The organism is Acaryochloris thomasi RCC1774 (genome assembly GCF_003231495.1).
Lineage (GTDB): Bacteria > Cyanobacteriota > Cyanobacteriia > Thermosynechococcales > Thermosynechococcaceae > RCC1774.
On sequence record NZ_PQWO01000013.1, the window covers coordinates 37,821 to 61,874 of the forward strand.

25 protein-coding genes and 1 pseudogene are annotated in these 24,054 nt (G+C 50.4%); 16 read left to right on the plus strand and 10 right to left on the minus strand.

What is annotated here, in order from left to right; all coding sequences use genetic code 11:
* The first annotated feature begins 19 nt into the window (after window positions 1–19).
* The 4 genes from pyrF (at window position 20) to gap (ending at window position 3,255) form a co-directional block, all read left to right on the plus strand.
* Complete coding sequence (pyrF, locus tag C1752_RS18530; protein ID WP_110987650.1) at window positions 20–757, plus strand: orotidine-5'-phosphate decarboxylase; 738 nt, start codon at window positions 20–22, stop codon at window positions 755–757.
* Window positions 757–1,323 carry a hypothetical protein gene (locus C1752_RS18535; RefSeq protein ID WP_110987550.1) on the plus strand — a complete coding sequence of 189 codons (567 nt, stop codon included), beginning with the start codon at window positions 757–759 and terminating at the stop codon, window positions 1,321–1,323. Before pyrF ends, C1752_RS18535 begins: the two co-directional genes overlap by 1 nt.
* Before the next feature lie 71 nt (window positions 1,324–1,394).
* Window positions 1,395–2,126, plus strand: a complete 732-nt coding sequence (gene radC, locus C1752_RS18540; RefSeq protein WP_110987551.1) for a RadC family protein — start codon at window positions 1,395–1,397, stop codon at window positions 2,124–2,126.
* Between the two features lie 124 nt (window positions 2,127–2,250).
* Window positions 2,251–3,255, plus strand: a complete 1,005-nt coding sequence (gene gap / locus C1752_RS18545) for a type I glyceraldehyde-3-phosphate dehydrogenase (RefSeq protein WP_110987552.1) — start codon at window positions 2,251–2,253, stop codon at window positions 3,253–3,255.
* 100 nt (window positions 3,256–3,355) lie between these two features.
* Here gap and C1752_RS18550 read toward each other — a convergent pair whose 3' ends face one another.
* Window positions 3,356–3,673, minus strand: a complete 318-nt coding sequence (locus C1752_RS18550; RefSeq protein WP_233501713.1) for a thioredoxin domain-containing protein — start codon at window positions 3,671–3,673, stop codon at window positions 3,356–3,358.
* Window positions 3,674–3,927: 254 nt separating this feature from the next.
* On the opposite strand from C1752_RS18550, the gene C1752_RS18555 reads away from it, so the two are divergent.
* The 5 genes from C1752_RS18555 (at window position 3,928) to C1752_RS18575 (ending at window position 10,195) form a co-directional block, all read left to right on the plus strand.
* Entirely contained in the window at window positions 3,928–5,820 is a 1,893-nt protein-coding gene (locus C1752_RS18555) for an ABC transporter ATP-binding protein (RefSeq protein WP_110987554.1), read from the plus strand.
* 47 nt (window positions 5,821–5,867) lie between these two features.
* Window positions 5,868–7,073 (plus strand): cyclic di-GMP-binding domain-containing protein, MshE-related, encoded by a 1,206-nt coding sequence (locus C1752_RS18560; protein ID WP_146242376.1) that lies wholly within the window; start codon window positions 5,868–5,870, stop codon window positions 7,071–7,073.
* Window positions 7,074–7,645: 572 nt separating this feature from the next.
* The gene (locus tag C1752_RS18565; RefSeq protein WP_110987556.1) at window positions 7,646–8,200 is read left to right on the plus strand and encodes a PulJ/GspJ family protein; all 555 of its coding nucleotides are present in this window, start codon (window positions 7,646–7,648) and stop codon (window positions 8,198–8,200) included.
* Window positions 8,201–8,234: 34 nt separating this feature from the next.
* Window positions 8,235–9,155 carry a pilus assembly FimT family protein gene (locus tag C1752_RS18570; RefSeq protein ID WP_110987557.1) on the plus strand — a complete coding sequence of 307 codons (921 nt, stop codon included), beginning with the start codon at window positions 8,235–8,237 and terminating at the stop codon, window positions 9,153–9,155.
* Complete coding sequence (locus tag C1752_RS18575) at window positions 9,152–10,195, plus strand: prepilin-type N-terminal cleavage/methylation domain-containing protein (protein WP_110987558.1); 1,044 nt, start codon at window positions 9,152–9,154, stop codon at window positions 10,193–10,195. The genes C1752_RS18570 and C1752_RS18575 overlap by 4 nt, the downstream gene beginning before the upstream one ends.
* 35 nt (window positions 10,196–10,230) lie before the next feature.
* Here the strand turns inward: C1752_RS18575 and C1752_RS18580 are convergent, their stop codons facing one another.
* Together C1752_RS18580 and C1752_RS18585 are read right to left on the minus strand one after the other, a co-directional pair.
* Window positions 10,231–11,463: a molybdopterin molybdotransferase MoeA gene (locus tag C1752_RS18580; RefSeq protein ID WP_110987559.1), complete on the minus strand. Its 1,233-nt coding sequence runs from the start codon at window positions 11,461–11,463 to the stop codon at window positions 10,231–10,233.
* A gap of 85 nt (window positions 11,464–11,548) precedes the next feature.
* Window positions 11,549–11,995 (minus strand): hypothetical protein, encoded by a 447-nt coding sequence (locus tag C1752_RS18585; RefSeq protein ID WP_110987560.1) that lies wholly within the window; start codon window positions 11,993–11,995, stop codon window positions 11,549–11,551.
* A 69-nt stretch (window positions 11,996–12,064) separates the two neighbouring features.
* Here C1752_RS18585 and petG point away from each other — a divergent pair, with 69 nt between their 5' ends.
* Complete coding sequence (gene petG, locus C1752_RS18590) at window positions 12,065–12,178, plus strand: cytochrome b6-f complex subunit V (RefSeq protein WP_110987561.1); 114 nt, start codon at window positions 12,065–12,067, stop codon at window positions 12,176–12,178.
* A gap of 6 nt (window positions 12,179–12,184) precedes the next feature.
* Here the strand turns inward: petG and C1752_RS18595 are convergent, their stop codons facing one another.
* From C1752_RS18595 to C1752_RS18615, 5 genes are read right to left on the minus strand one after another with little or no spacing between them, the layout of a single operon-like run.
* Window positions 12,185–12,997: a DUF4344 domain-containing metallopeptidase gene (locus C1752_RS18595; protein WP_110987562.1), complete on the minus strand. Its 813-nt coding sequence runs from the start codon at window positions 12,995–12,997 to the stop codon at window positions 12,185–12,187.
* Between the two features lie 42 nt (window positions 12,998–13,039).
* Window positions 13,040–13,573: a 16S rRNA (guanine(966)-N(2))-methyltransferase RsmD gene (gene rsmD, locus C1752_RS18600; RefSeq protein ID WP_110987563.1), complete on the minus strand. Its 534-nt coding sequence runs from the start codon at window positions 13,571–13,573 to the stop codon at window positions 13,040–13,042.
* Between the two features lie 12 nt (window positions 13,574–13,585).
* Window positions 13,586–14,104, minus strand: a complete 519-nt coding sequence (locus tag C1752_RS18605; RefSeq protein ID WP_110987564.1) for a hypothetical protein — start codon at window positions 14,102–14,104, stop codon at window positions 13,586–13,588.
* Between the two features lie 45 nt (window positions 14,105–14,149).
* Window positions 14,150–14,788, minus strand: a complete 639-nt coding sequence (gene hisH, locus C1752_RS18610; protein ID WP_110987565.1) for an imidazole glycerol phosphate synthase subunit HisH — start codon at window positions 14,786–14,788, stop codon at window positions 14,150–14,152.
* A gap of 55 nt (window positions 14,789–14,843) precedes the next feature.
* Complete coding sequence (locus tag C1752_RS18615) at window positions 14,844–15,092, minus strand: hypothetical protein (RefSeq protein ID WP_146242377.1); 249 nt, start codon at window positions 15,090–15,092, stop codon at window positions 14,844–14,846.
* A gap of 19 nt (window positions 15,093–15,111) precedes the next feature.
* Here C1752_RS18615 and pdxH point away from each other — a divergent pair, with 19 nt between their 5' ends.
* From pdxH to C1752_RS18640, 5 genes are all read left to right on the plus strand, one after another.
* Entirely contained in the window at window positions 15,112–15,753 is a 642-nt protein-coding gene (gene pdxH, locus C1752_RS18620) for a pyridoxamine 5'-phosphate oxidase (protein WP_110987567.1), read from the plus strand.
* A 301-nt stretch (window positions 15,754–16,054) separates the two neighbouring features.
* A complete protein-coding gene (gene tsaA, locus C1752_RS18625; protein ID WP_274704527.1) occupies window positions 16,055–16,762 on the plus strand; it encodes a tRNA (N6-threonylcarbamoyladenosine(37)-N6)-methyltransferase TrmO in 708 nt (235 codons plus the stop codon).
* 289 nt (window positions 16,763–17,051) lie between these two features.
* Window positions 17,052–18,239, plus strand: a complete 1,188-nt coding sequence (locus tag C1752_RS18630) for a serine/threonine-protein kinase (protein ID WP_110987569.1) — start codon at window positions 17,052–17,054, stop codon at window positions 18,237–18,239.
* 71 nt (window positions 18,240–18,310) lie between these two features.
* Window positions 18,311–20,926, plus strand: coding sequence for an FHA domain-containing protein (locus C1752_RS18635; protein WP_110987570.1), 2,616 nt, complete (start codon window positions 18,311–18,313; stop codon window positions 20,924–20,926).
* A gap of 372 nt (window positions 20,927–21,298) precedes the next feature.
* Entirely contained in the window at window positions 21,299–22,354 is a 1,056-nt protein-coding gene (locus C1752_RS18640; protein ID WP_110987571.1) for a radical SAM protein, read from the plus strand.
* 17 nt (window positions 22,355–22,371) lie between these two features.
* Here the strand turns inward: C1752_RS18640 and C1752_RS18645 are convergent.
* A pseudogene (locus tag C1752_RS18645) lies at window positions 22,372–23,145 on the minus strand (ISAs1 family transposase).
* A 153-nt stretch (window positions 23,146–23,298) separates the two neighbouring features.
* On the opposite strand from C1752_RS18645, the gene C1752_RS29370 reads away from it, so the two are divergent.
* The gene (locus tag C1752_RS29370) at window positions 23,299–23,598 is read left to right on the plus strand and encodes a glutaredoxin family protein (protein WP_274704528.1); all 300 of its coding nucleotides are present in this window, start codon (window positions 23,299–23,301) and stop codon (window positions 23,596–23,598) included.
* A gap of 17 nt (window positions 23,599–23,615) precedes the next feature.
* On the opposite strand, the gene C1752_RS18655 is transcribed toward C1752_RS29370, so the two are convergent.
* Complete coding sequence (locus C1752_RS18655) at window positions 23,616–24,047, minus strand: hypothetical protein (RefSeq protein ID WP_110987572.1); 432 nt, start codon at window positions 24,045–24,047, stop codon at window positions 23,616–23,618.
* Between the last annotated feature and the right edge of the window lie 7 nt (window positions 24,048–24,054).

Sequence of the window (24,054 nt, forward strand, 5' to 3'; positions counted from 1 at the left end):
TATATTGTCGAGGTTTTTGGTGGCTCACTCTTCTCTTTATACGTCGGCTGCTCAGAAAATTATTGTGCCACTGGATGTGGCGTCTGAAGAAGATGCGATCGCAACCCTAAACAAACTCCCCGAAGTTCAATTCTGGAAAGTGGGCCTAGAGCTATTCGTAAGCTGCGGTCCTTCTATTCTGGAACGTCTCAAAGAACAACAAAAGCGCATCTTCCTAGATCTCAAGTTCCACGACATCTCTAATACCGTGGCCGGAGCCTGTCGGGCAGCGGGGCGCTATGGCGCTGATCTTTTGACCGTACATGCAACGGCAGGGCGAACGGCCCTCAAAGCTGCCGTGACAGCAGCTCAGGAAGGTGCGGCAGACTCTAAAGTCGAACCGCCGAAAGTGATTGCCATTACCTTGCTCACCAGCCTATCGGCGCGCGATTTAGCCTTTGATCTCAAAATTCCGGTGGAGCTGCCGGAGTATGCGCTACAGATGGCACTGCTGGCCCAGGAATCAGGCTTAGCCGGAGCAGTATGCTCACCCCAGGAGGCAGAGCAACTGCGGCAGGTGTGCGGTGATGATTTTCTGCTGGTGTGTCCGGGTGTGCGCCCGCAGGGAGCGGCGAAGGGAGACCAGATGCGATCGCAAACCCCCACCCAAGCTATCCAAGCAGGAGCAAACTACCTTGTCATTGGTCGTCCGATCACCACAGCCCCAGATCCGGCTCAAGCCTTTCAAACTATTTGCCAGGAGTTAGAAGGAATTTGATGCACTGCAACCAAGTTTGGCCCGCGCCTGCTGGCTGCCGCAGAGCGTGGATTGGGATGATGTTAGCGAGTTCACTGCTGCTGTCGACAGGGCGGCGGGCAGAGTCACAACCCGCCTTGAATCTCAATCCCCGTCCTCAAACCTGTGCCCCCGATTTTCAAGGGTTAGTTCAGCAGATGCTGCCCGCCTTACCTAGCATTACCAACCGCATCTATACCCGGTCGAACCTAGAGCGGCAATACATGATCATAGCCAGTGCCCCCAACTTCGAAGCCCTGCCTCTCCAGTCTCGGTCGGAGCCGCAAGATCCCGCGGAATCAGAGCCGCAGCAGGTCTTTTTCACAACCCGGACTCGACGGTATCGGAACCAAAAGGTCGAAGAGTTGCAGGAATATCACTGGCTCTTTCTCACCCGCAGCGATACGGGCTGGCGATTTTCTATGCTGTACTCCATTGCCGGACAGTATCCCCAAACAAATCCACCTTCTCCACCTCGAAACAGCAGTGAAGGGGCCGTTGCAGCTGCAATTCGGGACTGGCTCCGAGACTGTCGCTTAACGCGCTGATGTCGTTCTGTTTTGTGGATTAGGGCACGTTGAGAGAGATGAGACTCTCTATCCCTATTGCTCTCTCCACCATGACCTACAGCCCTAGAGTTCGAGATTTGCCCAGTTGCGATCGCCCTCGAGAACGTCTGATGACCCAGGGTTCACAATTTCTCACCTCCGCCGAACTACTGGCAATATTGCTGGGGACCGGACAAGGAGCAGGAAAGCTCTCGGCCGTGGGCCTCGGTCAACTCATTCTCCATGAGCTAGGCGAACACCAACATGAACCGCTTGCCATTTTGCGCAACATCAACGCAGCTGAGCTCATGCAGATCGAAGGGATTGGCCCCGCCAAAGCCACAACCATCTTAGCCGCCATTGAACTGGGGAAACGCGTGTTTCAAACTCGCCCCGCAGAGCTAACGATTGTTGATGATCCGGCAGTAGCCGCCGCCGCTCTGGCTGGGGAGCTGATGTGGCAAACCCAAGAGCGCTTTGCCGTGGTTCTCTTAGATATTAAACACAGGCTGCTGGGCACCCATGTGATCAGTATCGGCACCGCCACCGAAACCATTGCTCACCCCCGAGATATCTTCCGCGAAGTCATCCGACAGGGCGCAACGCGCGTGATTGTGGCCCACAACCATCCCTCAGGTAGTATTGACCCCAGCCACGAAGACGTAGAGCTGACGCGCCAGTTGCTAGCCGCAGCTCAACTGCTGGGCATTCCGCTTTTAGATCATTTAATTCTTGGCAACGGAGAATACAGTAGTCTCAGGCAGACGACTTTACTATGGGATGAGTGTCCCCAAGGTGATTAGTCTTTTGTATCGTTGAGGCAGTCTCGAATCACCCTTAGGATTGGGGAGCCTTCTACGATATGATAATTACGGTCATGATCGGTTGGATTTTTTGACAGTAGGAATTACGTAGAGGATAGACGCAGTGATTAGAGTAGCGATCAACGGGTTCGGGCGGATTGGACGAAATTTTATGCGGTGCTGGTTGCTGCGGGAGAACAGCAACATTGAGGTTGTTGCTATCAACGACACCTCTGATCCCAAGACAAATTCGCACCTGCTACGCTACGACTCTATGCTCGGACGGCTTGATGCCGATATTCGTCCTGATGGCGATACCATCATTGCCAATGGTCACGTCGTGAAGTGTACCTCTGACCGCAACCCCGCCAACTTACCCTGGGGTGCTTGGGACATTGACATGGTCGTGGAATCTACAGGTGTTTTCGTCACTAAGGAAGGTGCTGGCAAGCACATTGATGCGGGTGCAAAGAAAGTTCTGATTACGGCTCCCGGCAAGGGTGGCGTGGGCATGTATGTGGTTGGCGTCAACCATGAAGACTATGACCCCAATGATGCAATTCTCAGCAACGCAAGCTGTACCACTAACTGCTTAGCACCTGTTGCAAAAGTTCTGCATGAAAACTTTGGTATTGTGCAGGGCTTGATTACAACAACCCACAGTTATACCGGTGACCAACGAATTTTGGATGCCAGTCACCGCGACCTAAGACGGGCGCGAGCTGCCGCGGTTAATATCGTACCGACTTCCACTGGAGCGGCGGCGGCTGTGGGTAGCGTGATTCCGGCACTGCAGGGCAAATTAAATGGAATTGCTCTGCGAGTTCCAACGCCTAACGTATCAGTTTGCGATTTCGTCGCTCAAATTGAGAAATCTGCGATTGCAGAAGAAGTCAATGAAGTGCTCAAAAATGCCTCGAATAACGGCATGAAGGGGATCATCACAGTCTGTGACGAGCCTTTAGTCTCAGGTGACTTCAAAGGACATGATTCATCTTCAATTGTTGATGCGGCGTTGACCATGACCATGGGCGGCAGCATGATTAAGGTGATCTGCTGGTATGACAATGAGTGGGGCTACAGCCAGCGCGTTCTTGACCTTGCTGAGTACGTTGCTGCTAAGTGGTAGTTTCTGCTATTTGAGCGCTCTGCTCGCTTGATCAGAAATTAGCAAGAAACCCTCGCCTGAGTCAGGCGAGGGTTTCTTTTATTTGAAATTTGGGGTGAGTTTACGATAGCTGCTCAAATTCATCGGCCAAAATGATCTGAGGAATCCGACCTACGAGGCTTTTTACTAAAGATTGTTGTTCATTGAGTAGTGTAAATTGTGGGACGCCCGTCACGTCGTATTGATCCATCTGGGGGAGCCACTGCGCTTCGTCCACGTTGAGCATGACGAAGTTGATATCTTCACCATATTGCTGCTCTAGGGTTTGCATTGTGGGAGCCATAGACTGACAGACGGAACACCAGTCAGCATAGAATTCTAGAATGGTGGGTTTTTGAGATGCGATCGCAACCTCATAGGGCACAGCATCTTGAGCCATCTCCTTCATCACCTTGAGCCCCGATAGACTTGTTGCACTCGCTGGTTGAGCAGTCCAGCAACAGGTTATCAATATCCCAAGCAACAGAATACTTTTCAACAACTTATGCATCAATTTTCTCCAGAAGCCCAGAGAGAATTGTAACAAAACCACTTTCAATAGGACGGATATTCCGGTCAAGAATCACCGCCAGCACCCAACCGTTGCTTTACAATCAGCGATAGTAAGATAGAAAAGCCGTTAAACCTTTTGCTATGCCCGACCCCATTCTGGAGGTTAGCAACCTACAAGTACAGTTCAAAGCTGAGACCCAGACTGTCAAAGCAGTAGACGATGTCTCCTTTGTGCTTCATCGGGGCCAAACCCTAGGAATTGTGGGGGAATCTGGCTCAGGCAAATCAGTAACGTCTTTATCGCTCATGCGTTTGGTGCCCAGCCCACCCGGTGAAATTGTCAACGGTGACATCTGGTTTCACGGTCGCACAAAGAATGACGAGGCTCCCATCAACCTGCTGCAGCTCCCACTTCGGGATATGCAAAAATATCGCGGCTCCCAGATCTCAATGATCTTTCAGGAACCCATGAGTTCCCTCAATCCCGTCTATACCTGTGGATTTCAGCTCATTGAAGCCATCCTTCTTCATAAAGATATTTCTAAAGTAGAAGCCCGTCGCAGTGCCGTTGCCCTCCTGCAAGAAGTAAAGCTGATCCCCAGCGATGCAGAACTGAAGCAGCTAGCAATACAGTCAAGCAGCACAGACATCAATGAAGCCGAGATTCAGCAGCAAATTAATCAGCAGAAACGCTCGTTTTTAGACCGCTATCCCCATGAACTGTCTGGCGGACAGATTCAACGGGTGATGATTGCGATGGCCATCTCCTGTGACCCCGCAATTTTGATCGCCGATGAACCCACGACGGCACTGGACGTGACGGTACAGGCCACAATTTTAGACCTGCTGCGCGAACTGCGAGACAGCAGAGGCATGTCAATTATCTTCGTCACCCACGACTTGGGCATCATTGCTGAAATCGCCGATAGTGTCGCCGTCATGTTCCGGGGCAAAATTGTCGAAGTTGGCTCTGTTCAGCAAATTTTTTCTGAACCTCAGCACCCTTACACCCAAGGTCTTCTGGCCTGTCGCCCCCAGCCCCACAAACGTCTTGAGTATCTGCCGACTATCAGTGCCTTCATGGCTGCCGCCGAACAGGCAGAAACAGCAGAGAAAGATTTCAATCGCTCCGCCGCGTCCCCTCTGACCATCGCAGAAATTCCTGAGTCAGCCATCCAGCAGCGGCTCACGGACTTGAAAAAGCACGAACCTTTAATGATGGTCCGAGACCTCCAGGTTTTTTTCCCGGTCAGGGGAATGTTTGGGCAGACCGCCCGCTACGTTACCGCTGTCAACGGCGTCACCTTCAACGTCTATCCGGGTGAAACACTGGGCTTAGTTGGAGAGTCTGGCTGCGGCAAAACAACGCTAGGTCGCACATTGGTGCGCTTGATCGAACCCACCAGCGGCTACATCAATTTTGAGGGGAACAACATCACCGCGCTGCGCGGGAAACCGCTGCGAACCCTGCGGCAAAATCTGCAGATCATTTTTCAAGACCCCAACAGCTCCCTCGACCCCCGCATGAGTATTGGGGCCGCAATTATGGAACCGATGAAAATTGCCGGTGGGGTACCTACTGATAACGGCTGGTCAAAAAATCGTAAAGAAATGCGCGATCGCATCGCCTACTTACTCGAACGGGTTGATCTCAACCCAGACGCCATGAATCGCTATCCCCACGAATTCTCTGGGGGCCAGCGGCAGCGCGTCTGTATCGCCCGTGCCCTAGCCCTCAACCCCAGATTTATCATCTGCGATGAATCGGTCTCGGCCCTAGATGTTTCAGTCCAGGCCCAGGTGCTCAATCTACTCAAAGAGCTGCAGAAAGAATTTTCGTTAACGTATATTTTTATTTCCCATGATCTGAGCGTTGTTAAATTTATGAGCGATCGCATCATGGTTATGAATCGCGGAAAGATCGAAGAAATTGGCCCTGCCGAAGCGGTCTATCAGGCTCCTGAGAAGGAATATACCAAGCAGCTGATTGCCTCTATCCCCACTGGAATTCCGCCAGAAGCCCTCTCTGCTTAAAGCTATTTTGGGGGGCTCCACTTTGCGACTAGCTAGTCACAGCCACTATGATAGTGGGTGCCCCGCCACCGCAGCTACTCTGTGCTGTCCGCCTATTCATGGACAACGTCACCCTAATTTGTACCTTTATTCAACAAATTGTTAATCAACAGCCTGCCTTTTTATACAATTCAGAGCTGAGGATTGAGCCAGTTAGCGATGCTCTGCAATTAGTCGCCGCCTCAGGAGGGTTGGTTGCCGCTTCACAAGCGTTGAATGGAGTCGCTCAAGTTGCTGTCAGACACCAATCTTCTCACTGGAATACGGTGCATACGGCCATGGCCGAAGCCGGTTTCTTACCCACCGGTAAGTCACGCATGGCTGGATTCTACGATTATCAAAGTATTGCAGTCCCGGCTGGATATCAGGTCCGATTCACCGATGCCTTAGATATCTTACAAGCCTGGTGGAGCTACAAAAATCCAGTCAAAATGCGGCCGATCATGGCAATGTTGATTCTCCATAGAGGTCACTGGTATGCCATACAAGATCTCACCTGTCAGCAGGGAACTTTGTTAATCCATACTCTCAAAGACACTCTGAAGCTCTACCCCCTTGATCGAATTATCTGGCTACAGAAAGGTGCTTCTCAGCCCGTGCCTGCCAAGGCGCAAAAGACCTCATCGGCCCGCTCGACGGCGGTCTCTGCATCAAATCCCCCAGAACAGCTCGAGCCGCTTCCCATATCCCATAGCAAAAAAATTGGCAGCTACCTTGTAGAAGCTGCATTGCTGACGACGGCTCAAACCGAAGTTGTTCTCTGCGATCAGCAAGCGACGGGAATGCGATTTGGCGAGATTTTAGTCAAGAGAGGTTGGCTAAAAGAAGAAACCATTGAGTTTCTAATGAAAAATGTGATTCTTCCCCAGCGAGCCGCGGCTAGGCGAGAAGCAGGGCTAGCAACTCAGAAAATTCGGAGACGTGTCGCCCGCAAGATCCCGATATCCACACCGTCGCAGTCTACGCGAGTCAGCGTTCATAGCCGTTCAAAACCAGTTGTCACGAAATCAGAAGAGCCTCTTTCTTCACACCCAAAGCCACCCCCTACTGCGGATGCTCTCCACAATCGAGAGACACTTATTACCCGTCAGATTCCTGACTTTATCGATTTACCGGCTCAAGCTGCAGTCGCCTTACACAACCGTGAGACTTTAGTGACCTATGACCTTGATCTAGAAGATTCAAATTCTTGGGATGATTCTGAGCTTGTTTAGATGCCTGATACAAGCGACTTTCAGCATCTCCTTCACGGTGGGGCAACCCGTTGATATTCTGATCAATCCATCACTGTTCCTCTCTCGAGAACTAAGTAGATAGGCTTAATTGACTTGAAGATTCCTGATTAAATTCAATATCGTTGCATTGGCCCTCACCCCCAGCCCCCCTCTCCCAATGTTGGGAGAGGGGGGCTGGGGGTGAGGGCCATGTAGAGCATTTGCTAATATCTGATCTTTAACTTGATTCTGCCTCGCTACTTATCTTGAATCAGAACGTTGAGTTCCGTAAATTTCACGATGAATAAAGACATTTCGCCGGTCAAAATAGAAGGAATAGTGCGACTCAAGCAAAAGCAGTGCCCCAGCGATGTAAGGCATACTCTGAAAGGCGGCCAATTAGGCCCGTTTTAATGCTGCGATCATTGGGCATTTTTTATAGATACTGGGCTTGAAAGATAAACGCTGAAAGGCATTAGTTTCTGAGCGATTTGCAATGAAGGATATCAATATACCACTGCAGTATCAATTTGGAGGAATTCTAAACTGGCAGAGGTTGAGACTGTAACAGGATGCCAAATTTTCTGCTAAGAGCCATAGCAAAAGGGACTGCTTTTCACATTGATAGAAAGATAGCCACTGACTCGGGCCGGTGGACGGCTGGCTTTACCTTAGTTGAGGTCCTTGTGGCCCTGATGATATCAGCCGTTTTTACATCGTTGACGATGCAGGCTCTGGTCACGGCAGCCGCTTTTCGAAGTAAGGCGTCTCAGTACGATGAAGCCGTGAGCTGGATTCAGGAAGATCTTGAAGCTGTCGTCAGTCAAGCCAGTCAGTATGAAAACAGCGTTCTCCCTTTTTCGAGTACCTGTAATGCCACTACGGCAGCCAATGGGATGGCAGCCAGCTTTATTAATAATGGTTTGGGGGGGCAAACAGCAACGCTGGGACCGAGAGATTTAGGAGGGAAGTCCTATACCCTTAATCGGGTCGCTGAGTTTGCAAGCACTTCAGACCCGTTCAGGCTAATTGAACTACTGTACACCGTGACACCAACGGCTGGAGGGGTGCCCGTTGCCAACGTCCGTACTGAGGTGATTCCCTATGCTGTTTTGCGGTGTCCTTGATTGAATGTTGGTAGGGGTTGTCAATACTTAAGCTATGGCTAAGAAAATGGGTCTATTTCGATTTCTTCAATACTTCAGAGGGCGGTGGTCGACTCAACACTCAGGATTCACGCTGATTGAGAAAATGATCGTTGTCGCAGTGGTAGGAATCTTAGGGGCAGTGACGGCTCCTAACCTTTCAAAGATGCTGGATCGGGTCAAGCTTGATCAGGCGACCAAAGAGGTGAGAAGTGCCCTTGACGAGACCCAGCGAGAGGCCATTCGAGGCAATAAAAGCTGCATGGTTACGCTTAATTTAGTTGAATCTAAGGTGACAGGAAACTGTTTACAGGCTGGAAATCGTGATCTTCCAGAGAGAATTAGTCTAGCCACGAATATGGTCAGTAACCTAGATGTCGGCCTACCCAGCGGCACGGCTGAAACGCTCCCTCCCGCAACTGAGATTGCATCCACGGTGACTGATGTTGACACTGGACTGGGCCTGTATCGCGATCGCCCCACAAAAGTGGCTGTTGCGACAGGACCGGTTGCACCAAAAGCATCCATGACCATTCAAATCATTAGTCAAGCTCCTGCCTGTTCTCAGACCGCTGGGCAACAAAGCAGCAACAACTGCGGGAATAAGTCAAATAAGGCCCAACAAGGGCAATCTAACCCTTCACCGTCGCCTTCACCTAGCAGTCCCCCGCCAGGGGTATCTGTTACACCCATTCCCATTCAGTATGGGGCTTTGGGAACGCCTAATTTTGCGGTGGTTAGCGAGCTATCGATACCGGCAGATCCGACCGGTAAAATTGTTTTCTCTTTGGCCAACAATGAGAGTGCGGAAAGGAAGTGTATCGCTATTTCTAATACCTTAGGTCTCACGCGAATTGGTTCCTACCGTGGTGATCTAGAGCCTTCTAAGATTACAGATGAGGGGGCTTGTACTGCCACAAGCTGGACAACACAATGAGCCAGAACGCCCGCTTCAGATGGCTTCTGCTCCGGAGAGTTGCCGCTCAGCTCAGCCGGTCTGAGCAGCAGGGATTCACGTTAATAGAATTGCTGGTTGCCTCAGCCATCACGACCATTGTTTTAACAGTTGTTTTTATTGGTGTGCTCACGGCCATTAACGGCAATCGCCTTGCTGAAGCTAGAACTAGGCGGCGCATTGATCTCAGCCGGGCTTTTGATTTTATCAGTAATGAGATTCGGATGGCGAACCGCATTAATCAAACAGCGACAACGGCTCTGGGGGGCTCAGTAACCTTAGAAGATGTGGTGACTAGTTCTGGTTTAACGATGGCAGAGCTGGGAAATCCCGACGCCATTGTTCTTTATCTAGAGATTCCGATCAGTGAGCCGGGGCCAGCAATTTGTCCAGCGGGTAGCCCCAATGCAGGTGCTGCTCGTGCGCAAGTTGATCGGATTGTCTATGATGTTCGACCCAGCACTAACGGCTGGCTACCGCCGCGTGCAGTTCATCGACATGGCCGGATTCCTAGGCTGGATGGCAGTATCGACCCCTGTAGCAGACCTGTCTCTAGCGATACGTTGGTGGATGCGATCGCAAATCAAGCCACTCCCCCTGAGTGCGGTACATCAGCGCGCCCCGGTCAGCTATCGGGAGCTTCGGGTTTCTATGCCTGCGTCAATGGGGCTGAAGTCGATCTCAATTTCAAAAGTGACGTGACGAATTTAGAGGTTCACCGTCTTAGCAGCAAAGCGGCCTCTCGGGTGAGCAATAATATTGCGATTCCAGTGTTGAAGCGCGACGGGCGAACAGGCGATACTCTGGACCTCTCCTGGACCTGGACCGGGGCTAGCGCAGGCGTCACCTACCGAGTCTTTCAAGCCGTCAACGAGACCCAAACTGAAGTTGCCAGTGAGACAAATCAGGCTGCTTCAGTGCCTCTAACAGGCAATATTGGGGAGAATCATTGTTACACAGTAATTGCGACCTTCGGGAGCCTAGCCAGTTTAGAGAGCGACCCACTGTGTGAAATCAAGTAGGTTGTTCTCTTCATGCCGCAGTGATCCCTTTGCCATCAACGACGAACCTGCAAAACCCGCACTCGCTCTCCAGGCTGAACAGTGGGGGACTGGGTCGTTAGCATAGCCAAGCCACTGGTGTGGATCAAGTTCATCAGATTCCCGGAGCTGTGGCTACCGCCCGCGAGGGAAAACTCATAGACACCGTTGACCAAGCGAAGCTGCCCCCACAGATAGGTCTCTCGCTGACCGCTGATCTGGAGTTCCTGCAGTGATTTCGCCTGTACAAAGGTAGGAGCCCATCCCTGAGACTGTCCAGATAGCTTACGGATGGCGGGTTGGACGAACCGCCAGAAGCTCACGAGTGCTGAGACCGGATTCCCTGGCAGGCCAAAGTAGAGAGCAGTAGCACCGTCAGAGGTTGGGACTGTGGCAACGGTCAAGGGTTTACCGGGCTTTACCGCCACCGCTCGAATGTGAATCTCTGCTCCTAGTTCGGCTAGGGTTTGATCGACAAAATCGTAGTCCCCCACCGATACGCCCCCTGAAGAAATCACTAAATCGGCGTGAAGAGCGTCTTGAATGGCGGCTCGCACGTCTGCAGGCCGATCGCCAACGGTGTCAATCAGCCGCACCTCCGCCCCCGTTTGCTGCACCAGTGCCGCCAGCGCATAGCGGTTGGAATCAATAATCTGTCCAGGCTGGAGCGGCTGGTCAGGAGCAATCAGTTCACTACCGGTGGAGAGAATCGCCACGATGGGGCGTCGATAGACAGGAATCTGAGTGCACTGGGCGGTGGCTAATACGGCAATTTCAGGGGCGTTGAGAATCGTTCCTTGAGTTAAGAGAGGGCTACCGGCTTGATAGTAATCGCCTTGGTGACGTACAAAGGCTTGGGGCTTGGGCTGCTGCAGGATTTGTACCTGATGGCCCTGACGCTGGGTATGCTCCTGCATGACGACGGTGTCGGCACCGGGGGGCATCATGGAGCCGGTAAATAAACGGGCGGCCTGCCCCGCCTGGATGGTCTGCTGCGGTGCGGTTCCGGCAGGGATTTCGGTGACGACTTCTAGTACGGTCGGTGTCTCAGGGCTGCAGTTTTGCAGATCCGCAAAGCGCACGGCATAGCCATCCATCGCGGAGTTGTCCCAGTAGGGGAAGTTGCGATCGCATCTCACTTCGGTCGCCAATACTCGCCGCGAAGCCGTCAGCAAGTCAACGGTCTCTCGATCTGAGAGAGGATGCGTCAGATTGAGAATGAGTGATTCAGCTTCAGCAACAGACAACATAGAGTGACCAGACAACAGACTAAGCTAACTCAAGATAATACGACGGTTTTCAATGGCAAAAGATAGAGCGCGGATTTTCAATGGGTCAAAAGTAGTTCTTGCGTTTGCGCTGGCTCAACTCATCTTTTATGAAAAGTGAAAGTTGATACAGCTCTACAGCGACGGCTATACCCATTGTTAGCAGCACTAGCCTGTACCCCCATCTCACATAGTAAGAGAATAGTCCAGAGGCCCAGATATGATTTATGTGATGCATGAGTAAGTAAAAACTAACTCCAGCCGATAAAAGTCGGCAGTTCACCAGCCATAGATAGTCTCGTCCAAACCAGAGGTTGATAAAGAAGTACACCGGAAGACAAAGTATTTTTGGATCAATAAACACCATGAATCCCAGCGTTACGTAACCAATCATCTCTCCGCCAAAGCCGTAAAAGCCGGAATTGTAGCTCCAAGGCACAAATAGGCTTAGCGTCAGCGTAAGACAGATCAGAAGGCGGATGACTTTTAATAGACGACCGCTTGATAGCCCCATACTGTCTACCCAAAAAGATTTATAGTGGAATACGAACGAACGTTACTAACGCGCCTAAGGAGTATCTCTGTGGTTGAGCCTCTACTGTCCGGTATTGTACTGGGTCTAATTCCGATCACCCTCGCGGGGTTGTTTGTTGCAGCTTGGCAGCAATATAAGCGCGGAGATGAGTTAGGACTGTAGGCGTTTCTAACCTTGCCCTGAGGTTTGCCTGCGATAGGGAGACAGCATCGCATCCCAGTTTTTGCGATGATCTTGAAAGTCTTTTTGGCACCGTTGCTGTTGATCCAGCGACGGTGCTTGTTGATTGGAGCCACTCGCAGATTCTTCTAAATTGCTGTCAATCATGCAGCCAATGTTTGCGTAGCGCTGAGCATTGAAGCCATGGGCATTCCAGAAGGATAGTTGTTCTAGTGCTGCTTGTTCAGCTCCATCCACGTCGAACAGCTCCATGCTGGTGAGCACGGCCTCTTCTTCTTTGAGGTCTGATAGCATTAGGGCCGCAAACGCATCGGCGGCATTTTCTTCGCTACCGGTAATAGGAAGCTGATATTGCTGGATAAATGTGTGGCCGAGTTCATGGAAGAGCGTTAACAGAGCCACGTCAACAGCAGCAGAGTTTGCGGCAGCAGCCGTCTGCGCATCTGCACCGAGGATATTGACATGCTGCTGCAGGAACTCATAGCAAAGCTCAATTTTGTTTTGTGCTGAACCGTTGGAGGCGTTTTCTCCGCATTCTTGAAAATAAACGGTCAGGGTTTGGGGCAGAGAAAATTTATTATTGAGATCGGATGCGATCGCATCCCATTCTCCAGACTGCTGAATTGCATGATGAATGGGTTGATAAACCTGACTCTGGGGAGGGACATGCTCAATCACAATTTTGCTCTCATCACCCACAGGTTTCGCTTCCAGCGTGAATGGAGGAGGGGAAGGGCTACAGGCTGTCACCCCTATCAGGGCTAGACCCGCAATATATTTAAGCAGCTGTTGATTTCGCATTACTCTCTCCCTTGAGAACGCGACGGTTTTGAAACCTCGATCCTATCGTCGAACATAAAACGTGACGGCGCTGTTGCCGTAGGTTTTGGTGCGTTGGGCGATGATGCCTTTCAATTCGAGCGGAAGTGCGTAGGCTGGGGTGTGTTCTACGCAGAGTTCTCCGTTGGGGGCTAGGAGGGTTTGAGTTGCGATCGCATCTAAAACTACTTCATAAATCCCAGAATCATAGGGCGGGTCAAAATAAATCCGATCAAACGTTTGCTTCAGTTTCGGAAGCCGTCGCGCCACATCGCCCCGAATCACCTGCCAGCTTTGTTCTGGCTTGGCCACGAGCTGCCAATTCTCCCGAATCACAGAGCAGGCTCGACCCGATTGTTCAATCCCGATCGCCAGACCTGCCCCCCGACAGAGTGCCTCAGCTCCCATCGAACCACTACCGCAGCAGAGATCAAGCCAGCAACAGCCTGCAATCTGCCCACGCCAGATCTCAAACACCGCCTCTCTCACCCTCGATGTCGTTGGGCGAGTGAGCCGTCCCGACAGGGTTTTGATCTGACGATTGCCGTAGATTCGCACCGCTGGTTACCCCTAACTCTCAGGCTCCACGTAACCTTGTATATTTTCTAACTCAAACTGTCGCAAAATATCGGTGGCTTTATACGTCAATGTTTCTGCACCCTTGACCACGATCAGATATTTGCCCGCATCCAGACGATTTCGGTAGCGCAAAGCGTCTCCGCCGCCCACCAGCAAGCCGACACCGCCGCCGACAAAAAAGCCGCCTGAGGCTCCAAATAAGGCTCCAACAAGCCCCCCCAGAATATGGCTGACGGTGGGGTAGGCCCAAGGGAACATCTCAGCTCCGGTCATCAAATGGAAGGTAGACCCTAAAATACATCCAAAGGGCACCAGCACATAAATCATCCCCAAAGCCTGCTTTTGGGCCGGTTCACTGGGGTTGATGAAGCCAAACTCATCAGCGCTTTTATACCCTCGCCCTAGGAGCGACACCTGTTCTAACGGCACATGAGCTGATTCTAGAGCAGTGTAAGCGGCCTCCGCTTCCATGCGATCGGGAAGGACGGCAATCAGATAGTTTGAACTCATAGAAACTGAATGATGGTGGGCGCTGGAATTCTCATCGCTTTGCTACTAGGCCGGAACCTGGACAGTCGCATGAACCTGATGAATGAAGTTCGCTAAGAGCTGGAGACCATGAGTAGAGGACTTTTCAGGGTGGAATTGAACAGCGACTATGTTGTTTCGGGCAATTGCAGCTGTGACGGTTTGACTACCGTGGGTCACGGTAGCGGCACAGACCTTAGCATCCACCGGATCGACGTAGTAGGAATGATCGAAATAGACCCAGGGCTGTGATGGCAGTCGCTCCCAAACCGGTAGCTGCTGCGTATAATCCAGTTGATTCCAGCCCATGTGGGGAATGGTAATGTCGGGTTCTGGCTGAAACTGCTTCACAGTGCCCGGAATGACGCCTAAGCCAGGCTCCTCTCCCTCATCACTCCCATCAAAGAGAATCTGGAGGCCCAGACAAATGCCAAAGAAGGGCTTGCCACTGGCGATGATGTCCTTGATAGGTGAGATGAGATCGCGCGATCTCAAATGCTGCATAGCCGGATCAAATGCACCGACGCCGGGCAGAACCAGGGCGTCTGCCTGCTCAAGATCCTGGTAGCGATCGCTAATAACGGTTTCAGCACCCGCTTTCTCCAATCCCTTACAGGCAGAATGGAGATTGCCCATATCGTAATCAATCACAGCAATGGTTGTCATACCGTCCTCCTGCAGTGCCTATCTCACTATAGAACCTTAGCTTAAAGGATCGATATTATTCTGCTGTCGCTTCGCCCACGATGGTTGCCAGCCGATCAAAATCAGAGCTATCAGCAATCTGTTGAAGCTGCGCCTGCTGCAGCTTTTGTTCTGCAGGAACCTGCGCTAAAAGCCTATCAATGCAACCACTATCCAGCATTGTTGCCGCGCGATACACGGCCTGCAGCCAAGCCATCGGCATCTCTTGGATCAGTGATTTGTCGCAATGGGGGTAGAAATTAGTGTGTTGTGCGATAGGTGGCATCTAATATCATCAAGAAGATATGTTCTGCGACTGTCTACCGTATGACCATAGTTATACACCTTCTACTTCAAGGGTCGTTATGAAACCAAATGCTATAGACGTATTCCGTGATTGGTTTGCACTCGCCTTGAAAGATAGTCCATTACAACATCCAAAAGCTATGTGCTTGTCCACTGTAAATGAAGATGCTATTCCTGAAGCCCGCTTTGTTGCGCTCAAGAAGGTGTCTGATGAAGGATTCGTTTTTTGTTCATCACTCGAATCACCCAAAGCTCTTTCGATTGCCACCCATTCCAATGTCGCCCTTACATTTTGGTGGGATCATATCGAGCGTCAAGTTCGCATCAGAGGTCAGGCATCACAGATTTCTGATGCAGATGCCGAGTACTACTTTCATGAAAGACGCCGAGATGCCCAACTGACAACCTTAGCCTCACAACAAAGCACTCCACTATCATCACAAGCTGAACTTGAGGAGAGCCTGCGCGTCATCAAGAAACGCTATGAGGGACATCAAATCCCACGCCCTCATACTTGGGGAGGTTACTGTGTGAAGCCTGAAAAAATAGAATTCCTCGAGTTTCAAAAAAATCGTTTACACATCCGAACGTTGTATATATTTAGCCGTGGGAAATGGTCAAAATTTCTATTACAGCCCTAGCTGTCACTGTGAACTATCCTCCTACGGGATTCCCGCAGATTGGCGGAAACAACAGACTGTAATTTTCTTGATTTTCTAGAATCTCTGTTGAGTAGTGTTTCCCGCGAACCAGACCCCAACTTATGAGAAATGCGAGGTGTGTTGGATTCCAGAAAGACCGAAGCTCAATCAAAATACAGAGTGTTATTTGACCGAATTACCTGTAATCTTTGTGGATACTAAGTTGCAGGCTCCCTAAGCTAGGACTGGTGAGAAATCCAGGTATTGCCCTCTCGATTCGTTAACTTCCATATCTTCAAACTTGATCACGCTAACTCCCATTGCCCACGTGCAATCGTGCTACCCTGAGCGGTTTGGCATCCCAAGACAGGCTGGCCTGGTGCCCTCTGCAACAGCCGCTATTGTCTTTTCTAAGTCAGAAAATCACAAGCTCTCGTTACGGGGGCTTGAGCGTTTCTCCCATATTTGGGTAGTGTTTCTTTTTCATCAGGGATATGCCAAGACTAAACCGCTGGTACAGCCGCCTCGGCTAGGCGGCAAGAAAACAATGGGGGTCTATGCCACACGTAGTCCCAATCGACCGAACCCGATAGGATTGAGTGCGGTCTCCCTCGACCGAGTGGACTATCAATCGGACAAAATTCTGATTCATATCCGTGGGGGCGATTTTCTCGATGGCACACCGGTGTTGGATATTAAACCTTACATTCCCTATGCTGATGCGATACCCGAAGCAGACAGCGCCTGGGCAATCGCAGAGCCACCGCCGCTCTTGGTGCTTTGGAGTGCAGCGGCACAGTCCGCATTAGAAGCCAGTCAAGGGGTTCATGTCGAACAGGTTCGAACTCTCATTGCTGAAACTATCGCTCAAGATCCACGCCCAGCCCATGAGCGTGGCAAGGACGGTCGCCCCGGCCAGCAGTGGAATATGCGCGTTAAAGGGTTCGATGTGTTCTGGCAAGTTGAAGCGGGCGTTGCCACGGTCACTCACCTCACCCAATTATCATGAATTAAGTGAATAAGGAATGCTGGGTCGAAAGCCTGGGTCGAAATACGAGACCTCCGGCGACTTCCGTTTGAGTGCGGGCTATGCTATCGGCAATTGTGTCGCTGGCTGGCAATATGCAGCTTTGATATCTCTGAAGGCTTGACTTCAAAAGGAATCAGAGCAGTGCAACTCCGGCATCCTGTTCGAAATGATGCGGGTTGTCATAATGATCTTAAGATTCGCAGATATTTAAACAGCAGGTACAGGCAAGTAGCCTCATACTGAAAGTAGTTTTCCACTGCGAGAGCAGATGACTCTTTGTATCAATCCTAACTGTCCCAATCCTCATAACATCGATGCTCATCTGTTCTGTCAGGGCTGTGGCTCTGAACTGCTGCTGGAGGGACGCTATCGGGTGACCAAGCAGCGCGGCAAAGGCGGCTTTGGTTCTACCTATGAAGTGCGCTTGCGTCAGGCCGAGACTAAGATTCTAAAGGTGCTGACGGATAATTTGCCCAAGCATGTGGAATTATTCCAACGCGAAGCGTTCCTGTTAAGTCAGCTTCATCATCCCGGCATTCCAGCCGTTGAAGATGGGGCTTATTTTACCTATTACGCTAAAAACCGCTCCGAACCCCTGCACTGCATCATCATGGAGCATGTTGTGGGCTTGGATCTACAGGACTATCTTAGGCAACGTGGACAACCGATTGAGCAGAGATTAGCACTGCAGTGGCTGATACAGGTTGTAGAAATCTTGCAAGTTTTGCATCAGAAGCATGTTCTGCACCGCGATATCAAGCCTTCTAACATTATGCTCAAGGCAGAAGGGAGCTTGGCGCTGGTTGATTTTGGCACGGCTCGTTCCGTCACCAATATCAGCGGTGATCCCAGTGGTCAGGCGGGTACCCGCGTCGTGTCATCGTTTTATACTCCGTCGGAGCAGATGTATGGTCAGGCTGTTGCTCAGTCAGATTTTTTCGCCCTCGGGCGTACCTTTGTTTATCTGGTGACGGCGACGGAGCTGGGCAAGCTGTATGACAGCACGACCGATACTCTCAAATGGCACCAAGCTGCAACTGACCTAACACCAGAGTTTACAGACTTTCTTGACTATTTGATGATGCCAGCGGTGAATCAGCGCCCGACAACGACGGCGGAAATCCTGCAGCAGCTTCAACAATTACAAACGAGCTCCTCTTCTATACCGACGGTTCCTCTGGCAGATGCCCCGGCGGCTTTTGCTGAGGAGAAGGTTGATGAAGATGCTGCAATCCCACCTTCGCGGCAGATCCAGACTCCTAGAAAGCTAGATGAACAATTTGTAGAGCGATGCCAGAAAGAACTCGCTGAGTTTATAGGGCCGATTGCGGCAATCGTATGTCAGCAAGCGCTGGCGACCGATCCTACCGCCTCTGAAAGAGATTTTATCGAGGTTCTCTCTCGCCACATCAATAAGCACCAAGACGCTGACAACTTTAAACGGACCGTTAAATAAGGCTGAAGGTCGCCGGAACGGATGCAATCGCTGTAGCCTAAAACATTGATGATTGCGATCGCACCGGGACAATGTCGAACATAGCTGCAAGACTGGAAGTCTATCAGGGGAGCGTTTTAGTTCAAACGATTCACCTCAGTCAGGGATCTGTAACGCTGGGGCGAGCGCCGGACAACACGGTGCCACTCAATGATGATCTCACGGTTTCCCGCCGTCACGCTCAAGTTGTTTGGTCTACCGATCACTATGTTCTGACCGATCTGTCGAGTTCGGTCGGCACCTCTGTTAACGATGTCAAGCTTGTCCCCCATCAACCTCAAGCGTTGGTGAATTGCGATCGCATCTCCATCGGCACCTTTGAGCTGGTCTTTCAAGAATCCGCCGTCGGGCCAAAGCAAGCAGCCCCCAACCAAACCCTCAACCTCAAAGGTCGTCAGACTCTAAGTCTGGGGCGCGACCCGCTCAACGACATGATCATTGATCATCCCGCTTCCTCTCGCTTCCATGCCCAGATTCAAAAAGCGAAGGGAGACTATCTACTCGAAGATCTGAGCTCTACGAACGGAACTTTCGTAAACGGCAAACCCCTCTCAGAGCGGCGCGTTTTAAAGGTGGGAGATGTGATCCGCATCGGTCCGACTCATCTAACATTCAATGTTGATGAGACTCTCTTCAAGGTAAATGAGGCTGGAAATCTGCGCTTAGACGCCATCGACCTCAATAAAAAAATCAGCAAAGGACTCAATTTACTAAACAATATTTCCCTTTCGATTCAGGCCCGCGAATTTGTTGCGATCGCAGGGGTGAGCGGCGGCGGTAAATCAACGCTGCTCGACGCCCTCAACGGATTTCGCCCCGCCACCAGTGGCTATGTACTCGTCAACGGGACTGACCTCTATAAAAACTTCAACGCCTACCGAAACGAAATCGGCTACGTGCCCCAGCGGGACATTGTTCATATGGAGTTGACAGTGGAGCAGGCCCTTGATTTCGCAGGCAAACTAAGGATGCCTGCCGACACCACCCGGGCCGAACGCAAGCAGCGCGTTGATGAAGTGCTCGTTGACCTAAACTTGAGCGCGCGCCGATCGGTACCGATTAAATCTCTGAGTGGCGGACAGCTAAAGCGCGTCTCCATCGGCGTAGAGCTGCTGACCAAGCCCAGTTTATTCTTCTTAGACGAGGCAACGTCGGGTTTAGACCCAGGCACTGAAACAGAGCTGATGCAGCTTTTGCGTAAGCTGGCCGATCAGGGCCGCACTATTTTGCTGATTACCCACGCTACTGAAAACGTCACGCTTTGTGATCAGGTTGTTTTTATGGCGCGAGGGGGTAATCTTGCTTACTTTGGCCCCCCCCAGGAAGCCACCCAGCACTTTGAAGTGGAGCGGTTTAACCAAATTTATCGGCGGGTTGAACATGAGCGCTCTCCAGAAGACTGGCATCAGACCTTTCAAAACTCACCGCAGCACCAGCGATATGTGGTCGAGCGCCAGCAGAACCTAGAACAGAGGAGCAAACCCCAGGGCAGGCGACTACGACAGCAGGCACCTGGCGCAAATGTTAAGCGGGTTTCGGCTTGGAGACAGTTCCTAATCTTGTCTCAGCGGAATCTAGCGATTTTAGGACGCGATCGCATCAATCTGATGCTGATGCTGGCGGTGGCCCCACTGATCGGTCTCTTAGATTTGATGACCTGGCGCAAGCCCTTATTCAGTACCGCAGACGGTACCCCCAGCCTGACGGTAACGATGCTGTTTACCACCGTGTTGTTCGCCGTCATGGTCGGGAGCTTGCCTGCTATGCGCGAAATTGTCAAAGAAATTGATATCTATAAACGAGAGCGCATTATTGGGCTGCAGATTATCCCCTACGTCCTTTCTAAAGTTTGGCTGAGCGTTGTTTTGGCGCTTTACCAGGCCGGTGTCTTTTTGCTATTCAAGGTAATTGCCGTCTCTGACTTTCCGACAGCTCCCAATATTTTGCTTGGGATGTACGTGACGCTAGTGCTGGCCTTCATTGGTGGAATGCTCATGGGGCTATTCGGCTCAGCAATAGCTCCTAATCCGGGGGTTGCACCACTGCTAGTTCTCATCTTTTTGCTGCCGCAGATTATCTTTGGCGGTGGCGTTTTTCCTTTAGATACCTTTGGTCCCTCAGGGCAAGTGTTCAATCAATTCGCATTAACAAAATGGCCCTTTGAAGTCTTGGTGACTCTCTCTGATATGGGGCAAGATATTGCCAAAGACCCCTGCTGGATTCAGGTCATCAACGAAGAAAAAAAACTTGCTGATTTTGACGATCAGGCCAAGCAAGACTGTCCCTGCATGGGCGAGAGTATTTTCAAGGACTGTGAGTTCCCCGGCATTCGTACCTCCTATAAGCCGGTTGTCGATGACCCCGAACCCACTGAGCCAACGAAACCAACGGGCACAGATGCCCGCTCGGCTTCTGTCCAGGACCAGTATGAGGCAGATCTCGATCAGTACCAAGAAGACTTCACGGAATGGACGCTGGAGCGTGAGGGAGCCATTAGCACGGCAGAAGGTAAGGTAGACGGCATTGCCAAGAAGTTTAGTCAGACTTTTGACGTTAATGTCCGTCAACACCTGATTATCTTTAGCAGTTTTCTGATGAGCATTCTGGGACTCATTTTAGCGGTACAGAAAATCAAAGATGTCCTATAGATTGCAGAACAACTTCTAATTCTTATCAAAGAAGTGACATGCTCCCCAGGGTAGGCACAAGAAGCAATAAGGCATCTCTTGTTGAGAGTAGGTGCGCTATTTTTTCAATAATATGAACTCGTCAAGAATAGTGGCGTGCTGGAATCCGTGGTTTCGGACTGAGGCTGAACTTGATTTAAGAAATGTACACAATCGACACTTTTTTCTTACGCTTATCCTGACACGATCCCCAAGCGATCTATCACTCTCTTCTATAATATTTACCTTGCCACTTCTGCGGTCTGGCTCAATTATTGACAAGCTCGAAGCTAGAACGGTAGGATATTTTTATTCCTCCGTAAAAATAGACTAAGCCATTAAAGAGAGCTAAGTATGTTTAGAATCTCAGGCGAGAAGTTTAATACATTACTAAAGCAAGTCCGTCATCCCGACAAAATAATTAATGATCTTGGGATGCGTGTTGGATATTTACTAAAACTCAAACATTTACCTTTTTTGCCATCAAGCTTAGAAGTTGAACCCATAAATAGCTGTAATTTTCGTTGTCCTCACTGCCAGGTTACCCATTGGGACAAGGAAGCTCTCAAACTCAAGATTGATAGATTTGAGGCAATTCTCAAGCAATTGCCGAAGCTAATTTGGGTCAAGCTTCAAGGCATGGGAGAACCTTTGCTCAATAGAGAGCTAATTCCCATGCTTGAGTTGGGGGAGTCTAAAAACATCAAAATGAGCCTTACGACAAATGGCTCTCTGTTGAGTGGCAAAGCAGCTCATTCGCTGGCGGATCTAACAAACACTTCCATTAACGTCAGTATTGATGGAGCATCTGCTCAAACATTTGAGCAGATAAGGGTGGGGGGCAAATTCGATGTTGTTTGCAAAAACATAAAAGAATTCATGAATTTAGTCGATCATAAAAACAAGTCGAATATCAATGCTTGGATGGTCTTGACTAAACGGAACTTTCATGAAGCAGATGATGTGGTAAAGCTTGTCAAAGAGCTAGGTCTTAAGTCGTTAACGCTTCAAATATTTATAAATGACTGGGGTAAAGACGATCTGTCTGAATATGCTGACAGTATAAGTCTTGTTTCTGATGAAAGTTTCTCAAAGCAGCTCAATCAAGTCCTTTCTCAAGTGAAAGAAACTGCCGCAAAAGAAGATGTTGATTTAAGGGTCTTTGATGGAGACTTTTATACAGAGTCAAATATCTGCTCATGGCCGTGGAAATCCTCGTATATATGCTCCAACGGAGATGTTGTTCCCTGCTGCATGCTTGCCGACTCTGATACAGTAAAAATGGGAAATGTGTTTGAAGAAGACTTTAAAGATATTTGGAATTCAGAAAAGTACCAAGATTTTCGAGTCCGTCACATCAAGCACGATTTACCAAGCTATTGTCAGCATTGTTATACAGACGTTTCTTGAGAAGATGCAGGGCTGTTTTAAGTTAGCAGCGAAAAAATAGAGTCTACTCGGTTAGCGAGCTTAGTGAGCGCGGTTTTGAGCGACTGGTAGCCCTTCAATCTCAGAATGTTAATAGCAAGGGTTCTAAAAAGTAACCAATTGAGCAAGACCTGTTCATCTTCAAGGCGATAATCATCTTCTCCAAAGACAACATCCTTGAGCCAATGGAGCCGATTTTTAATGCCCCAATGCCCCCTCACCGGCGATAGCCACTGGTGGGCACAAGCTAATGCTGAAATGAGCAAGCCATCTATCTGTAGCGTTTCGAGCGGTGTCTGCAGCACTTTAATCTCGCTACTGCCTTATTGGGTCAGTGCCTCTAGCTTCAAGGTGACGCCCACTTCGACGGCAAACAGACTCACTAGTCCCACAAACCGCTCTTTGCCAGCGGCATTCGTGAGACGTTGCCGAATGCGCTTGTCGTCAATGGAAGCAACACGATTGTCAGGGCTATCAATTGCGCCTTGAGACCCCATCCAATGCTCAAATTGGTGGCTCAGAGCGAGAAAGTCAAGGCCCAGCATCACACGCCAAAAGGTTGAGTAGGAAGGAGCTGCGAGTTCCTTAAAGCCCAATAGTTGGCACAATGACCGATGATGCTCTTCGACAAAGGTCTGGAGGGGACGGTAGCCATGATACCCAGCGAGTATCCCCATAATGATCAATAGCAACAGAACCCATAAGGGATAGGACTTACCACGAGCTTTGCGAAAGTCTAGAATTTGCTTGAGTTCTGCAATCAGGCTCGACATGAATCATTCCACAATCAAGGTTGGAGTGATTCATGTTTTTCTACTGTCACTTCAAGAACCCTGGTAGAAGACAAGGTTATCAGTTAAGGTAGCGCCCTCAATCGCGGTCTGCTAACGCAAGCTGTTGTCGATGCCTATGCCCGCCGATCAGAGATCAAGGGCAATCATTTATTTGGAAAAGAAAGCTGTCCCCACTGTCAGCGTGCGAAGCAATACATGGCTGAGGCAGGCATTCAGTACACTCATCACGATGTCATTCGAGAACTACGCAGCCTCTACGAAATGCTCGCCAGAGTAATGCCAATACTGGGTCATAAAACACCGATCACGGTGCCGCAAATTTGGCTGAACGGTCAGTATGTTGGCGGCGCCGATCATCTGGGTGCCCAGATCTACTCGGGTACATGCTCGCTAGGGTCTCTTGTGCGGCTATTCTCTTGCGCTCTGGCTTAGACCTGCCAGGTCGTTGACTAGGGTAGCCACTGCCCGCCTCGAAACCGCCAGCGAGGAAAGATCAGGCGCATCAAGCTCTGGGAGACCATAAAAACGCTCAGCCAAACCAAGCCATAATGGAGGCTAAACCACCCCAGGTTAAAGTCTTCGATTCCCGGTAGCCTAGCTTGAAAAATTTCAAAAAGAAGAACGAAGAAAAACCACTCCCATAGCGCAGCAAACCACTGCAGAGCGGCAGGCCAGTCATGGTCCCAGCGCCACTGCTGCAGCGCGTGGTAGAGGGCATCCCAGGCAATCCCAAACAGTAAAATATATTGCAGATAAAAGAAGGGCGCGAGACCAAAGCCGGGTCCAAGGATGCCGACACAAAAAAATAGCGTAACCGTCAGTCCTACGGTTTCTAGTAGCAAGATTCGGGTTTGCCAACGTCCAAAAAGAGTGGGGGTCATGGTCTTT